Annotated in this window: 20 protein-coding genes and 2 pseudogenes; 9 read left to right on the top strand and 13 right to left on the bottom strand. The window is 67.3% G+C overall.

What is annotated here, in order from left to right; genetic code table 11:
- From IEZ15_RS41745 to IEZ15_RS41725, 5 genes and pseudogenes are all read left to right on the top strand, one after another.
- Positions 1–92 (top strand): annotated as a pseudogene (locus tag IEZ15_RS41745) (IS5/IS1182 family transposase); the annotation flags it as partial.
- A gap of 184 nt (positions 93–276) precedes the next feature.
- Positions 277–1,233, top strand: coding sequence for an ATP-binding cassette domain-containing protein (locus tag IEZ15_RS41740; RefSeq protein WP_189282178.1), 957 nt, complete (start codon positions 277–279; stop codon positions 1,231–1,233).
- Entirely contained in the window at positions 1,230–2,024 is a 795-nt protein-coding gene (locus IEZ15_RS41735) for an ABC transporter permease (protein ID WP_189282177.1), read from the top strand. The genes IEZ15_RS41740 and IEZ15_RS41735 overlap by 4 nt, the downstream gene beginning before the upstream one ends.
- A 12-nt stretch (positions 2,025–2,036) precedes the next feature.
- Positions 2,037–2,831 (top strand): MerR family transcriptional regulator, encoded by a 795-nt coding sequence (locus IEZ15_RS41730; RefSeq protein ID WP_189282176.1) that lies wholly within the window; start codon positions 2,037–2,039, stop codon positions 2,829–2,831.
- 12 nt (positions 2,832–2,843) lie between these two features.
- On the top strand, positions 2,844–3,335 hold the full coding sequence (locus tag IEZ15_RS41725) for a contact-dependent growth inhibition system immunity protein (protein WP_308427510.1): 492 nt from the start codon (positions 2,844–2,846) through the stop codon (positions 3,333–3,335).
- A 155-nt stretch (positions 3,336–3,490) separates the two neighbouring features.
- Here IEZ15_RS41725 and IEZ15_RS41720 read toward each other — a convergent pair whose 3' ends face one another.
- The 5 genes from IEZ15_RS41720 to IEZ15_RS41705 all read right to left on the bottom strand — a co-directional run bounded on the left by IEZ15_RS41720 (position 3,491) and on the right by IEZ15_RS41705 (position 6,440).
- Complete coding sequence (locus IEZ15_RS41720; RefSeq protein WP_157987262.1) at positions 3,491–3,631, bottom strand: hypothetical protein; 141 nt, start codon at positions 3,629–3,631, stop codon at positions 3,491–3,493.
- A gap of 84 nt (positions 3,632–3,715) precedes the next feature.
- Positions 3,716–4,099 carry a VOC family protein gene (locus IEZ15_RS41715; protein WP_189282175.1) on the bottom strand — a complete coding sequence of 128 codons (384 nt, stop codon included), beginning with the start codon at positions 4,097–4,099 and terminating at the stop codon, positions 3,716–3,718.
- Between the two features lie 241 nt (positions 4,100–4,340).
- Entirely contained in the window at positions 4,341–4,466 is a 126-nt protein-coding gene (locus IEZ15_RS46635) for a hypothetical protein (protein WP_268250508.1), read from the bottom strand.
- Positions 4,467–4,642: 176 nt separating this feature from the next.
- Positions 4,643–4,795: a hypothetical protein gene (locus tag IEZ15_RS41710; RefSeq protein ID WP_189282174.1), complete on the bottom strand. Its 153-nt coding sequence runs from the start codon at positions 4,793–4,795 to the stop codon at positions 4,643–4,645.
- A gap of 220 nt (positions 4,796–5,015) precedes the next feature.
- Positions 5,016–6,440, bottom strand: coding sequence for an ISL3 family transposase (locus IEZ15_RS41705; RefSeq protein ID WP_373302758.1), 1,425 nt, complete (start codon positions 6,438–6,440; stop codon positions 5,016–5,018).
- A 183-nt stretch (positions 6,441–6,623) separates the two neighbouring features.
- On the opposite strand from IEZ15_RS41705, the gene IEZ15_RS47755 reads away from it, so the two are divergent.
- Positions 6,624–7,702, top strand: a protein-coding gene (locus tag IEZ15_RS47755; RefSeq protein WP_444545168.1) for an IS630 family transposase whose coding sequence is annotated in 2 segments (ribosomal slippage) — positions 6,624–7,125 and positions 7,125–7,702 — 1,080 coding nt in all. Because the reading frame shifts where the segments join, the coding sequence is not laid out codon by codon here.
- 10 nt (positions 7,703–7,712) lie between these two features.
- On the opposite strand, the gene IEZ15_RS47560 is transcribed toward IEZ15_RS47755, so the two are convergent.
- The gene (locus tag IEZ15_RS47560) at positions 7,713–8,006 is read right to left on the bottom strand and encodes a cupin domain-containing protein (protein WP_373302756.1); all 294 of its coding nucleotides are present in this window, start codon (positions 8,004–8,006) and stop codon (positions 7,713–7,715) included.
- A gap of 9 nt (positions 8,007–8,015) precedes the next feature.
- Positions 8,016–8,213, bottom strand: a complete 198-nt coding sequence (locus IEZ15_RS47555) for a cupin domain-containing protein (RefSeq protein ID WP_373302755.1) — start codon at positions 8,211–8,213, stop codon at positions 8,016–8,018.
- A 122-nt stretch (positions 8,214–8,335) separates the two neighbouring features.
- On the opposite strand from IEZ15_RS47555, the gene IEZ15_RS41685 reads away from it, so the two are divergent.
- Positions 8,336–8,875, top strand: coding sequence for a MarR family winged helix-turn-helix transcriptional regulator (locus IEZ15_RS41685; RefSeq protein ID WP_229846518.1), 540 nt, complete (start codon positions 8,336–8,338; stop codon positions 8,873–8,875).
- Between the two features lie 167 nt (positions 8,876–9,042).
- Positions 9,043–9,573: a hypothetical protein gene (locus IEZ15_RS41680; RefSeq protein WP_189282172.1), complete on the top strand. Its 531-nt coding sequence runs from the start codon at positions 9,043–9,045 to the stop codon at positions 9,571–9,573.
- A gap of 501 nt (positions 9,574–10,074) precedes the next feature.
- On the opposite strand, the gene IEZ15_RS41675 is transcribed toward IEZ15_RS41680, so the two are convergent.
- Positions 10,075–10,908: a transposase family protein gene (locus IEZ15_RS41675; RefSeq protein WP_229846517.1), complete on the bottom strand. Its 834-nt coding sequence runs from the start codon at positions 10,906–10,908 to the stop codon at positions 10,075–10,077.
- On the opposite strand from IEZ15_RS41675, the gene IEZ15_RS41670 reads away from it, so the two are divergent.
- Positions 10,897–11,220 (top strand): hypothetical protein, encoded by a 324-nt coding sequence (locus tag IEZ15_RS41670; RefSeq protein ID WP_229846516.1) that lies wholly within the window; start codon positions 10,897–10,899, stop codon positions 11,218–11,220. The genes IEZ15_RS41675 and IEZ15_RS41670 overlap by 12 nt on opposite strands.
- 46 nt (positions 11,221–11,266) lie before the next feature.
- Here IEZ15_RS41670 and IEZ15_RS41665 read toward each other — a convergent pair whose 3' ends face one another.
- From IEZ15_RS41665 to IEZ15_RS41650, 5 genes and pseudogenes are all read right to left on the bottom strand, one after another.
- Complete coding sequence (locus IEZ15_RS41665; protein WP_189282171.1) at positions 11,267–12,649, bottom strand: carotenoid oxygenase family protein; 1,383 nt, start codon at positions 12,647–12,649, stop codon at positions 11,267–11,269.
- 31 nt (positions 12,650–12,680) lie between these two features.
- Entirely contained in the window at positions 12,681–13,292 is a 612-nt protein-coding gene (locus IEZ15_RS41660; protein WP_189282170.1) for a TetR/AcrR family transcriptional regulator, read from the bottom strand.
- 98 nt (positions 13,293–13,390) lie between these two features.
- Positions 13,391–13,528 carry a hypothetical protein gene (locus IEZ15_RS46025; protein WP_229846524.1) on the bottom strand — a complete coding sequence of 46 codons (138 nt, stop codon included), beginning with the start codon at positions 13,526–13,528 and terminating at the stop codon, positions 13,391–13,393.
- A complete protein-coding gene (locus tag IEZ15_RS41655) occupies positions 13,468–14,004 on the bottom strand; it encodes a DUF2625 family protein (RefSeq protein ID WP_229846519.1) in 537 nt (178 codons plus the stop codon). Before IEZ15_RS41655 ends, IEZ15_RS46025 begins: the two co-directional genes overlap by 61 nt.
- 118 nt (positions 14,005–14,122) lie before the next feature.
- A pseudogene (locus tag IEZ15_RS41650) lies at positions 14,123–14,214 on the bottom strand (IS5/IS1182 family transposase); the annotation flags it as partial.

Genomic DNA, 14,214 nt, shown 5'->3' with positions numbered 1-14,214 from the left:
TCCACCGACGCTACGAACGCAAAGCCGACCACTTCCTCGCCTTCACCAGCATCGCCTGCACCCTCATCTGCTACCGAAGACTCGCCAAATGAGACGACCTCTAAGGAATTGATCACAGGGGGTCGTGCTTCTTGGCGGTGTGCTACCAGGTACTTGGCGCGCTCGTACGACAGCCGACTGGCCGGTGTGAGGCAGAGGCCGACGTCTCGGGGGTGCGAGGCCATGTAGCCGCAACAGTTGACCCTGACGCAGGGGCAACCTCTCAGCATGGTTGGCATGACGACGAGAACCAATGCGATCGAGGTCGCCGGGCTACGCAAGTCGTACGGCGACCACGAGGTAGTCGCCGGAGTCGGCCTGACCGTCCCCACAGGCACCGTCTACGCCCTGCTCGGACCCAACGGGGCCGGCAAGACCACCACAGTCCGGATCCTGTCCACGTTGCTGCCCGCAGACGCCGGTGAGGCTCGGGTCGCCGGGCATGACATACGCCGCGAGGCTGACCAGGTGCGTGCGTCGATCGGGGTGACCGGGCAGTTCTCCGCCGTGGACGAGTTATTGACCGGGCGGGAAAATCTGCGGCTGATGGCCGACCTCGGTCACCTCGGCCGGCGCCATGCGGAGAGCGTGGTAGAGCAACTGCTTGAGCGGTTCCACCTGGCTGATGCCGCCGACCGGCGCGCGGTGACGTACTCCGGCGGTATGAAGCGGCGGCTGGACCTGGCGATGACCCTGGTGACCGGGCCGCGTCTGATCTTTCTCGACGAGCCGACCACCGGCCTCGACCCGCGCAGCCGCCGTGACCTGTGGGGGATCGTGCGGGAGCTGGTGGCCGACGGGGTCACCGTCTTCCTCACCACCCAGTACCTGGAGGAGGCCGACCAGCTCGCCGACCGGATCGGTGTGCTCGACGGGGGCCGGCTGGTCGCCGAGGGCACCGCGGCCGAGCTGAAGCGACTGGTCCCCGGCGGTCATGTCGAGCTTCAGGCCGCCGACAGTGAACGGCTGGCCGAGTTGGCGCGCCAGTTCCCCGAGGCGAACCCGAACGCCGCGGCGCTCACCCTGACGCTGCCGCACGACGGCAGCCTCACCACGCTGCGACGGGTGTTGGCCGGGATCGACGACGATGCGGTCACCGGGCTCGCCGTGCACACCGCGGACCTGGATGACGTGTTCCTGGCTCTCACCGACCACTCCACCGCCGACGAGTCTCCCGAGGAGGTGCCGGCATGAATACCACGACGTATGCCGTCCGCGATTCGGCGACCATGCTGCGCCGCAACCTGAAGCACATGGCCCGGTACCCGTCGCAGACGCTGATGCTGATCGGCCTACCGCTGCTGTTCCTGCTGCTGTTCGTCTACGTCTTCGGCGGCACCATGGGCGCCGGTCTGCCCGGAGCCCCGGCGGGGGACCGCGGCGACTACCTGACGTTCATCACTCCCGGGATCTTGGTGATGGCGGTGGCAAGCGTGTCCATCAGCACCGCGGTCTCGGTCGCCACCGACATGACAGGCGGGATCATCGACCGGTTCCGAACCATGGCCATCGCCAAGGTCTCGGTGCTCACCGGCCACGTGTTGGGCGCGATGGTCCAGACTGCGCTGGCACTCGCAACGGTCTTCGGCGTGGCGTTCCTGCTCGGTTTGGAGAGCGCCGCCTCGGCGATGCAGTGGTTCGGCCTTGTCGGTCTGCTCGCGCTGCTGTCGTTCGCGATGACCTGGTTCACCGTGGCGCTGGGGCTGGCCAGCCCGAACCCGGAGGCCGCGAGCAACTGGCCAATGATCTTCATCATGCTGCCGTTCGTGGGTAGCGGGTTCGTGCCGGTCGAGTCGATGCCGACCGGGCTGCGGTGGTTCGCCGAGTACCAGCCGTTCACACCGATCATGAACGCTTTCCGCGGTCTGCTGGCCGGGGCACCCGATGGTTCGGACGTGCTCTGGGCCATCGGCTGGTGTGTAGTGATCGGGCTGGTCGGCTACCTCTGGTCGCGACGTCTCTACCGGACCCGGGCTGCGAACTAGGAGACTGGTCTGATGCTGACTATTGGCGAGCTGGCATCGTATGCCGGAGTGACGGTACGCGCGGTGCGGCACTATCACGCCAAAGGGCTGCTGCCGGAGCCGGAGCGGGACCACTCCGGCTATCGGAGGTATGGCGCCTGCGCCGTAGTCGAGTTGGTCAAGATCCGGACCCTCGCTGAGGCCGGGGTCCCTCTGGCGCGCGTGCGGGAGCTGCTGCAGGCCGATGAGGAGGAGTTCGCCGCGGCGGTCGCAGATATCGACAAGCGGCTGCGGGCGGAGATCCGGGAGCGGCAGCGGCACCGCCAGCGGATCGCCCGCCTCGCCGCCGGGGACAGCCTGGCACTGCCCCAGGAGGTGGTCGAGTACCTTGACCGGCTGCGGACGCTCGGGGTCGACGAACGGATTGTCCAGGTCGAGCGCGACGGCTGGATCCCGCTGGCCGCGCGCTCACCCGAGCGAGTCCCGGAGTGGATGGCACGCAAGCGGGAGCAGATCGCCGACCCGCAGATCATCGACTTCTATCTCACCCTGAGCAAAGCTCTCGACCGCACCGACGACGACCCACGGCTGGTCGAACTTGCCGACAAGTTGGCCGCCTACATCACGCAGATGGCCAACGAGCAGGGCGAGTTCTACGTCGACGACACCGGCATCGAGCCACCGTTCGCCGAGCTGCTGGATACACATGTGTTCGACACCCTGCCGCCGACCCGTCGGCTGATCGCGCTGCTGACGAAGCGAGGCTGGACCGGCTGGACCAAGCTTGAGCGCGTGAACCCAACACGGGGTGCGGCCGGAACACGGTAGGAGGAAGCTGCGGTGCGGCGTTCCTGGCAGGTGGGGCCCTGCTGGTGTTCACTGCCCCAGCCAGCCTCTGCGGCGTCCCAACGCCACGCGCAACTGAAGCTCCGTGGGCTGAACCTCAAGGCCCGTACCGTCGCATACGTCAAGGACCTGGAGGACGACCGTTGGCCGGCCCCGTCGGGCGACGCGACTCGCCTTGTGGCGACCGCGCACGCGCTTCGGCGTAAGCCGATCGGCGAGCTGACAGTTGAGGACATGAGGCTGCTGATCAGGCAGAACGAGGGCCTGCCCTATCTCCTGCCACTGGCGTTGGAGGTCCTGCAGCTGGATCCGATGGCGGAGGGTCACATGTACGAGGGTGATCTGCTGGCCGCGGTGCTGACCAGGAGTCCAGAGATCTGGAGCAAGTCGCCCGAGCTCGGGCGTGAGCTTCGCCTGATCGTCTCGGACCTGAGCGATCTGACACCGAACCTCAAGCACGAGGTGGAGCGGTTCCTGGCTCTGTAGCACGCCAGCGGCACCGCCCTGCAGGTGCCCAGGTGGGGGCACCGTTTACGAGGGCTGTCGTAAGAGTGGGCGAGGGCCCGGCCGCCTCGCGGGACAGCCGCGGGTGAGACGACGACCGTAGGGCCCCGGCCCTTCCCTCCGGATGGTCCTGCGGGTCAGCACTGGAGCCGGTTGTCGAGTAGGGCCTGGAGCCGGTCGACGATGCGGACGTGCGGGCCACCGTCGGCAATGTGGTGCGTCAAGGTCGCGCGCACCACGTGCCGGATCTCAAGGAGCCCTTCGGGCACGATTTCCATGTCCCATCGGCAAGCCGATGGGACGCAGACGCGCTTCGCGCGGCGACTCACAGGAGCGGGGCGAAGCGCCCCTGGTCGCCGCTGCTACTTGCTGGGCGTCACACTTTCGCGTGTGATGAGGCAGAAGGGGTGTCCAACTGGGTCGGCGTACACGCGGTAGCCGATGGGCTTGTCCGATCCTTCAAGCAACGTGGCGCCCAGTGCGAGTACCTTCGCCTCTGCCACATCCAGGTCATCGACCATCACATCAACATGCATCTGGGCCGGACGATCGGGATCGGGCCACTGGGGCGGCCGGAAACCGCCGACACGCTGAAAGGTCACGATCTCTGTGCCCGTCGTGTTCGCGAGCACCACATAGTCAGACGAGTCCTCCACCCGCGGCAGCGACAGCAGGCTCTCGTAGAAGCTCGCGAGCTCAGATGGGGCAGGACAGTCAATGACGAGAGAGAACAGGCGTCCGATCATGTGGATCACACTATGCCGCGCATTGTGGACGATCGCGTAATTCGGCTCTGGCGAAGATCTTGTGATCGAGCCTGTGATGGCCAGCACCTCGGCGAGGGAAGGCCTCACATCAAACCGGGCGGCAGGACTCACCGTTCGTGACCGGGCCTGCCTGATGGTGGAGCCGGCGGGTGCCGTCCCTGTCCCTGAGGCAGGCACATGCAAGATAGACGGCATGCCGAACGTGTTGGATCACCCAGCCTCACTGACTCAGCGCACGCTCAAGTTCCTGCGCGAACACGCCGAGGTGATCGATGCAGACCGCGGCATGAATGATGCGGAGTGCCGAATCCGTCTCGCCGGGGTCTTCGGCTCGCACGACGACCATGTGATCGCCTCGCTTCGACGCCTCCAGGACCGCTACACGGGGCTGAGCTACCAAAGCCCTACTGGGGCGAGCGAATCTTCTTCGCACCTGTTCTGGACCCGGACCCCGGTGACGAGCGGGTCGAGTTTCTCTACGCGATCCACCCGACCACGGCCAGCGGCACGGGCGCTTCAGTCCTACCCGACGGCACCGTGATGACCGGCTGGGGGACGGACGAGGTTCGAGCATTCCCTTCCCTGGACCACTTCATTGAGTGCGACGCGCTCCTCGCTGCCGCAGGGCACTTCACTCTCGTCGAGGGTGTCCACGGTGACGAGGTCGATCAACATCTATCTGAGCTCCGCTCCCAGCGGCCGACGTTGCGGCTTGTAGAGAAAGCCTCAGGGCACACCTGACAGTGGTGGGCTGATCACCAGGTGCTGGTCCACCTCTGTCGTACGTGGGCTGACTTGTGGCAGAGATCCCAGCCGACCCTGCAAATCTGGACGGCGCCACCCGGCTGGTCGGAGCAACCTGACACTCGCCTGTGATCGACCGGACCGGGCCCAGTCAGGTCGCGAGAAGGATCTGTTTGCGGAGCAGGTCGAGCTTGGCGCGGCCGTAGCCCTTCCGTTTGATCAGCTTGATTCGCGTCACGTGGCCCTCTACCTGGCCCGAACTCCAGGAGTTGGACAGGCCGGCGACGGCTGCGTCCTGATCCCGACGTAGACCGGTGACCAGGGAGTGCAGAGCTGGTAGGTCGTCGGCGAGGACGCGGTCCACCCAGCCGGGCAGCAGGTCGCCGCGTCGGTTGTGGAGCATAGAGGCGAAGTCGCGGACGTGTCCGGCCGCAGCGTCCAGGTGCGGGCAGGCAGCCCGGATCTCCTTGAGTGCCTGGGCGTCGCCGGTGGGGAGACGGTCAGGGTTCGTCATGATCCAGCGGACCACCCGACGGGGGCGCGGAGCGGGCCGGGGTGTCATTGGAAGGTCACGCTCCTTCGACGACCGCAGGTAGCGGCGGACGGTCTGGATGTCGCCGGGGAAGCCGAGCCCCCGGAGTTCACGGTGGAGCCGGGGGATGTCGTGACATCCCTCGTTCCACCGTTGGTGCAGGTAGGGCTTGTACTTGTCGAGGAGGGACTGCCGGTTGACCGCCTTGACCAGTAGCTCGTCGATGTTGGCGGCGCGGGCGAAGCGGCGGACGGTGGAGTGATCCAGCCGCAGTTCCCGGCCGATCGCCGTCAGGGACTTGCCCTGGGCCAGCCGTTCCTGCACCGCCGCGTAGCGTTCCCGGGTGCGGGCGACCAGGCGCCGCGGGCGGCGGAGGCAGTCACGCGTCCCGTCGGGAGGGTCGAAGGGCTGAGTCCTGCCGCCGGCCATCTCCAACTCGGTGGTCGGGCTCGTCGCGAACGCGGAACGGATGCAGGTGTGGTGCGAGCCGACGGTCTTCTCCACGGCCTCGGCGAGGTTCCGCCACAGGTGCCAGCCGTCGGCAACCTGCACGGCCTGCGGGGCGCCGGTTCGGGCGCCCTCGGCGTAAGCATCGGCCCGGTCCCGGCGGATGATCTCCACCTCCGGGTGCCCGGCCAGCCACGCGGCCAAGGGCTCGACGTCCCGACCTGGCAACACGTCGACGGGCCGGCGAGCCGCCAGATCCACCAGAATGGTGGCGTACAAGTCGCCCTTGCGTAGTGCGAAGTCGTCCACGCCCAACACCCTTACCGGGCCCACCCGCCGGTCGGGCATAGTGCGAAGCAGGTTCAGCAGGGTGTCCTTGGCGACCCGGATGCCCAGCAGTGCGGCCAGACGGGCACCAGGCCGGCCGGCGAGCGTGCGGGCGATGGACAGAAGCACCGACCGCAGCAGCGGGGTCTTGCGAGCGTGAGGCATGGTCAGCCCCTCGATCTGCTCGACGAACGTCACCGCTGTGCAGGCGCCGTTAAGGCAGCGGAAACGGCGCACAAGCGGTGCAGATCCCACACGCCGTTCACACAGTGGGAACGGAGTGTCAGCCCATCACATGGCCTTCGTCAGCGGGCACTGGCTTGCTGACGCTCTCTTCGAAGCCTGGCTCACCCGTGGAGACACCAAAAGCGATTTTTACTGACTTCGGCTCGTCAGGGTGATCTTTGTCGATGCACCTGACGGGCCTGGGGTGCGGGCTGTATCTCGTGCTGTGTGAGATATGCGGATGGGGGCGGGCTGACCGCTGCGGGGCGGCAGCGTCGGGAGGCCGTACGGCGGCAGGCGGCCGAGTTGTTCGAGCAGAAGATCAAGCCGCTGGAGGTCGCCCAGCGCGTCCGGGTGAGCCGGAAGTCGGCCTACCGGTGGCACCAGTTGTGGCGGGACGGCGGGATCGAGGCCCTGGTCTCGCGCGGGCCGAGCGGATCACGGTGCCGTCTGTCGCCGCGCTGCCTGGAGAAGCCAGCCGCGTATCTGGAGGAGGCGCCGAATGCGCACGGCTGGGTGGAGGACCAGGTGTGGACCGCTGCGCGGGTGGCCACGCCGATCGGCCGGAAGTTCCACGTTTCCTACAGCGTCTCGGGCGCCACCCGGCTGATGCACCGGCTCGGGTTCTCCCCACAGGTCCCCGTGCGGCGGGTCGCCGAGCGCGACGAGGAGGCGGTGAAGGTGTGGAAGGAGGCGACCTGGGTGGAGGTAAAAGGGCCCGGGCGGCCTGCGGGGGCTACATCTGCTTCGAGGACGAAGCAGGCTTCACCCGCCGACCGCCCCGAGGCCGGACCTGGGGACGACGCGCACACACCCCGGTCGTGACGGTGAGTGGACGCCGCTCGGGGCGGCTGTCGGTGGCCGGGCTGATTGCGATGCGGCCCGGCTCACGGACCCGGCTGTGCCATCGGCTGATCGCCCACCCGGCGGGCAAGGACAAGCGCCGCAGCGTGAGCGAGCGCGACTTCATCGCTCTGCTCGACGGCACCCACCAGCTCATCAAGGCACCGATCGTGTTGGTCTGGGACCGGCTCAACACCCATGTCTCCCGCACGATGCGAGAGTTGATCGACGCACGGAAATGGCTGACGGTGTTCCTGCTGCCCGCCTACTCGCCCGACCTGAACGCGGTCGAGGGCGTGTGGGCCCACGTCAAGCGCAGCCCGGCCAACCTCGCTGTCGTCGCCCTGGACCGCTTGGAGGTCCTCGTCCGCAACCGGCTCAAACGACTCCAGTACCGGCCCGAAACCCTCGACGGCTTCATAGCCGGCACCGGCCTCACCCTCGGCAACCCGACCTCACCCTGACGAGCCGAAGTCAGTAATGCTGACGGGCTCGCCGCCACGCGGCACTCTCCACGAAGAAGTTGTCGAAGCGCTCCTGCGAATCCAGGACTTCCTGTGGATCGGCCGTGCCCTTGCGGACACGGTCCAGCAGCCGGAAGTAGTCGAAGCGCTCGACGCCCGGGGTGATGACGATCAGTACGTCGGCGTCCGCATCGGGTTCGGCGGCGAAAGCGTGCGGCAGTCCTGGTGGCACGAGGAGGAAGTCCCCTTCGTCCGCAGTGATCACACTGTCCCCGGCCAGCGCCTGGAGCCGGCCGCCGAGCACGAAGAAGAGCTAGGCGGATCCGGTGTGGTGGTGCGGTGAGGCTCCGTCGGTGCCTGCGGTCAGAGTCACCCGTTGGGCGCTCAGGGCCCCGCCGGTGGTACTGGCGTCAGCAAAGAGCCGCACGGTGCTGTCAGCGCTGCCCAGCACCTCGGCCTCGGCATCCCGGACCAGAATTCCGCCCTGAACATTGGGAGTGATCAAGGACATACGCCCCTCCATTCGCAAAACCGCATCCGGCCCCGAACGCGGAGCCGGGAACGGATCGACAGAAGTGATTCTACATCGAATAGTACGACAGCTAACTATCAGTCGTCGAATAAGATAGAGGCGTGACCAAGGGAGACGTGACCAAACAGAGCGCAACTACCGAGACGCGCCGGAACCCCAGAGATGCGGTCGACCAGATCCTCGACCAGTGGCACAAGGAACGGCCGGACCTGGACCTGTCGGCGATGGGGGTCTTCGGACGGCTGGGCCAGCTCTCGCTCCTCCTCACCCCCGCCCTCGAAGGAGTCTTCACCCGACACGGCCTGCGCCGCGGCGAGTTCGACGTCCTGGCCGCGCTGCGCCGCTCCGGGTCCCCGTACACCCTGATCCCGTCCGCCCTCGCGAAGACCCTGATGCTCTCCCGTGCCGGCATGACCAACCGCCTGGACCGCCTGGAGGCAGACGGCCTGGTGGAACGCCGCCTCGACCCCACCGACCGCCGCAGCTTCCATGTCGCGCTCACCGACCGTGGCCACAAAGTCGTCGACGCCGCGGTCACCGACCACGCCGCCAACGAATCCCGCCTCCTCTCCGCCCTCACCCCCGACGAACGCGAAACCCTCGACCACGCCCTGCGCACCTTGCTCCAGGCGATCGAGTAGAGCCGGGCGCCCCCTGCGCCGACACTGTCGCCAAATACACCTCAGAGATGGGAGGGACTCCAGAGCCCCCGCCGTACCGTCGGTGAGGTCGTCGGCGGCCCGATGTCAGAGGGGCTGCTCAGGGTGACGCACAAGATCACGGCAAGTGTGCCGGGGTGTGCGAGTTGATGGTGGGGGTTGTCGTGGCCTGGTGGGAGAGAAAGCCGGGGAAGCGGGCGCAGTGGGTGCTGGATCCGCTGGTGGGGGTGGGGCCGCTGCGGTTCGGCATGTGTCCTGACGAGGTCAAGGCGGCCTTGGGAGGAGTGGCCAACAGCGTCTCACGGGTTGCCCGGAGTGGATCGTCCTGGGAGAGGTACGGCGACGTGGGTGTGACCGCGATCCATGGGCTGGGAATGCTCCTGGTCGCTGTGGCGATCGATGCGATGAGCGGACCGTTGGTGCGGTTCGGTGACGTCGAGCTGATCGCCCGGGTGCCGTCCGAGGTGCGCGCGGACATCGATGCTCTCGCGCGCCAAGAGGGGGTAGGGGTCCGGATGAACTGGAGCGGCGACCCGGAAGTGGCGGCATGGGGCCTTTCCATGGGGGCCACGCAGGCGTGGGAGCTGTCGGCTGAGGGGCACGTGCAGCGGACGGACAGGGTGATCTCCGAGGCGCTGCTGGTCGCCCCCCGAATTGGCCGAGGATCCATACGGGACTGAAACGATCGTCCACTGGTGGGACATTCGCGAGCAGCCGGTGAACCCCGGGGGCTGGCCGGTGACGGCTGACCAGGACCGCCCGCGCTGGGAGTGGACGCCGCTGGAGAGCGTCGGCCCGCTCTGGTACGAGATGAGCCCGCAGCAGGTGGCTGCGGCGCTGGGCGGCGAAGTGCCGGCTGCCCGCCGAGGGCACTTTCCCCACTGCTGGTATGGCGAGTCCGCACAGTGGTACCTGGAAGAGGACCGGTTCGATGAGGCCGGGGTCACCGCGCACGCCACGTCATCACCACGCCGCGCACCAGTTGGCGCGCCGGCCACGGAGACGCGGGCGGTGAGCTGGTCGCGTTTCCACCCGGCTTTAGGCGTTTGGGCGGCCTTGATCTCGTCAGGCGACGGCAGTTCAGGAATGTGGGATCAACGAACGGCATGCCGCAGTTGTCACCCGTCGACGGCGGTTGCGGGTCTGCTTTGCAGTTGCGCTGGTGCTGACATGGCGCCTGGTCAGGTCTGGTCTTCTCGTGCAGGAGCGCCTGCCTGTGCGAGCCTGTTCGGCTCGTCGTGGGACAGCATTCCGGCAGGGTCGATGAGGGGAACGAGCACTGAGTAGAGGTCTTCTCCCGCAGGGGTAATGTGGCCGTCGTGGCGCTTGGTCACGGCGAATCCTGCACCAGCGACCAGGTCGGCGAACTGCAGGGAGGGGCGGTCGCTTGATTTGCCGCGCAGGAGGTGGGTGGCGCGGTCGGGGTTGGTGCGGAGTTTGGTGAGGGTCTGCCAGTTCTTGAGGTGGGCGAAGCCGTGCTCGACCGGTGCGCGTCCGGTGGCGAGGACGCGGTTGGCGTCCTTCTGGCCGGGTGTGAGCTTGTGGGCGCGGGTTGCGGGGTAGCCGGTGACGATCACGGGGTCGAGTACGTCGTTGTCCAGGCCGCGGAAGCCGAGGTCCGCGAGGGCGCCGAGACCGGCTGCGCGCAGGTGATCCAGGATGTGTTCGTGCCGGCCGGCGGTGATGCCATGGGTGCGGCCGGGTCGGGCGGCGGATATCCAGATCAGGCAGCCTCTCTCATCGGGCAGGGCGAGAAAGTGCAGGCCGTGGCGGCGGTGTTTGCCGGAGTAGTTCCGTCTGTCGGCCCTTCCGGTGCGGCGCTGGGTGGGGATGAGGGTGACGTCGATCAGGACCACTTCCCCGCCCCGGTTGGCGACCTTTTTCAGGGCGCGGTCCAGGAGCGGGGCCTGGGCGGCGAGCAGGGTGATCAGCTCGTCGCGCCAGCGGCGGGCGGTGGACTCGGACACGTTGTTGCCGTCGGCCATGTCGGCCAGGCGCTGGTCGTGACGCAGCACGGCCAGGACGATCAGGAGCGCCCGCCAGGTGCCGGCCGGCGTGCTTGGCCGCCTCGTCCTCCCGAGCAGCCCATCTTCTGCCCGGTCTTCAACGAGGACTACGCGATCAGGATCGCGAGGGACTGGAACGTGAAGCACGACGGAGCCGGGTTCGTCACGCGGTTCGAGGTCGAGTCGGAGTTCCTGCGTCGCTACCCCGTCCAGCAGGCCGGCGGGCGGACGATACTCGAGCTGTGGGTCCCTGCCGAAGAGCTCGACGATTTCAACGCTTACATCGTCGGAGAGATCCAACTGGTCTACGAATTCCGGTAATTCGTCGACTCCGGAAAGCCCGGTGGCCGGCCGGCCCGCCGGGCCATCAGCCGGCTGCCGGGTGATCCGACCGGGTGTCCGGTACCCAGCTGCCATGGAGTCCGAGGGGAACTCGTACTGGTAGATGGATGACGGCGACCGGGTCCGCGGTGAAGTCCTGTGCGGAAAGGATCACCAGGTCGGCGACACCACGTTCCGGGTTGTGGACATATGCCATGATGTATCCGTCGTCCTCCGCGCTGGATGATTCGGCCGGAACGAACACGGCTTCGCCGACCGCGGCGTACCGACCGAACTCGTGGGCCTCGGTGGTACCGCGTTCCAGGTCGTGTTTGAGCAATGCGTTGCTGAAGCCCTCGTCCGGCCGGTCGTCGTCGGGTCCCGCGGGCGGCGCGTAGAGCTCGACGGCAGCGGCGTAGCCGTAGCGGTAGGGACGGGAGGTGTGCCGGGAATTGATTCGGGGGAAATCCTGGATTCGGTCATCCAGTTGGAGTTCCTGTACGACACCGGTGCTCAGGTCGATCGTCCAACGATGCGGAGTGGGGCGGCTGATGCCGACGTTCCTGATGTCGAAGCCCTCGGGCTGCCGGATGAAGTCGACGACGACCGTCGAACCGTCCTCATAGGCGTTGAGGGTGTGGCCGACCATGCTCGGTGCGACCTCGAACCAACGCACCGGGCCGCCGTCGCGGGGCATCAGCCCGACCCGGGCTCGGCGGTCGTGGTCCCACCGGAAGGGGATTCCGGTGGTGAGGTGGGCGGGACTGAAGACGACCGGTGAGTCGAAGAGGATCACGTGGTGCTCGGTGAGCGCGAAGTCATGCATGTACGGGTTGCCGGGCACGGGGATCGTGGTGGTCCGGAGCACCTTGGTGGTGTCGTCCATGACTATGTGCTGGACGTTGTCGGAGCCGTAGAGGAATGCGAGTGAGTGCAGCTCACGGGTACGAGGGTCGAAGATCGAGTGGGCGTTGGCGCTGAAGCCCTCGGCGGTCGCTCCGAGGTCGCAGGGACCGATGGTGTCCAGCTCGTAGGTGAGTTCGTATGGACGGATGCCGCCTTCGATGAGAGTGAACGTACGGTCCGCGAAGCCCACGACGTGGACGTTCGGGGCGAAGTCCATCCGGTGGTCGACGGGCGTTCCGCGGCGCGGCTCACCGAGCCGGTCGGCGACGGATGTGGAGCGGACCCAGCGGTTGCGGTACCACTCGGCGCGGCCGTCACGGATGCGGACGCCGTGCACCATGCCTTCGCCGAGGGTCCAGAGATGGGTCGCCGCGTCCTTCACCCCCAGCGGGTTGGGACCGGTACGCAGATAGCGGCCGTCGAGGTGCGCGGGTATGCGACCGGTGACGGGAAGATCGTGGGCCGTGATCTCTTGGGCGACGGGGGCGAAATTTCCAGCGAGATAGCGATTGACCGTAATCATAAGGTCCGTCCTTGGATCGTGCGGGTGGCGTTCATGAGGTGCCTGCCTGGAGTCCCTGGCCCACGGCTTTCATCAGCGTTTCGTAGTGGCGGGTGGCGAGCTCCGGTGGGAAGTGCCCGGCGATCTCCAGGCTCACCGCTCCGTGTGCGGCGGCCCAGAAGATCTTCGAGATCTCGGTGGCGTCGCCCCTGGGGAAGATGCCGGCGTCGATGCATGCGGCGACCGCTTCGACCGAAGCGTCGAAGGCGGTTTCGGCCACGGCGAGAGCTTCGGCGCTCGGCTGGAATCCGGGCAGCGTCTGCTCGAACATCACCCGGTAGTAAGCGGGCTCGGCCAGTGCGTGCTCGCGGTATGCGGTGCCCAGGTTGTTGAGATGGGCCAATGGGTCGGCGGCGCGCTCGATGTTCTGCTGAGCGCGGCGCAGCCGGGCGAATCCCTCCCGGTAGAGGGCGTCGACGAGCCCTTCCTTGCTGCCGAACATGGTGTAGAGGACCTTGGTCGACGCTCCGATCTCGGCGGCGAGCCGTCGCATGGTCAGTTCAGAAGGGCCTCCTGCGACCAGGAGGTTGATGGCGCGGTCGAGGATCACGACGCGCACGGCTTCCTGGCCGAGGCGCTGGGCGTCCTGGTAGAGCCTGTTCATGGGTAACACCGTAACTTATGGGAAACGGCGTTACCGGCGGTCTGGGCGGCTGGCCTCTCAGGTCATCGAGGTGGTATTCGGTGCTGACGTCGGCCAGGTCACACGACGCCGAGAAAGCCCGGATCCGCCCCGTCGAACTGCCGAATCGAATCCTGGGCGATACCGAGCAGTTCCGTCATCGGCACGGCGCGGCGGCTGGTCGCGGCGATGTCCTGGCGTGCCTCGGCCGACCACAACAGTCGAAGTCGCGGGGGAAGCGATTGACCCGGACCAACCTCGGCACCTCGTGCGCCGCCCCGCTCCCGGGGCTCGCGAAGACTCGCAGCCATCCGTCGTCCACCAGCAGACCGCCGCAGTGCAGGACCATCGCGCCCGGGTACGACCTGGCCGTCACCTGCAACTGAAGGATCGTCGCCGAGGCCCGCCCGTCGTCGGCGGGCTTCCCGTCTCCGGCGCAATCGTGCAGTACGCCCACTGGCACGTCCTGTTCTGGCTCTCCGCCGGACTGGGACTGGCACGCCTCGCCCTGGTGATCACCCTCGTGCCCGAATCCCCGACCAAGGCACGCGGACGGTTCGACTCCCCGGGTGCGATCGGATTCGCCGCCGGCCTGATGTGTCTGCTGCTGCCGGTCACCAAGGGCGGTGACTGGGGCTGGACGAGCGGCACCACTCGCACGGTGCCCGCGCGGCGCTGCTGTCGGCGTGGGCATCATCGGGATCGGCTACGGCGTGGGACCGCTGCTGATGTATCGGTGATCGTCAGCGCCGGCGTCGGCGTCGCCTATGCCTCGATGCCCGCCCTGATCACGGATGGCTTTAGAGGTCGTCTCATTTGGCGAGTCTTCGGTAGCAGATGAGGGTGCAGGCGATGCTGGTGAAGGCGAGGAAGTGGTCGGCTTTGCGTTCGTAGCGTCGGTGGA

The sequence above is a fragment of the Streptomyces atratus genome (genome assembly GCF_014648655.1).
Taxonomy (GTDB): domain Bacteria; phylum Actinomycetota; class Actinomycetes; order Streptomycetales; family Streptomycetaceae; genus Streptomyces; species Streptomyces atratus.
This window is presented reverse-complemented; position numbering and strand designations above follow the sequence as displayed.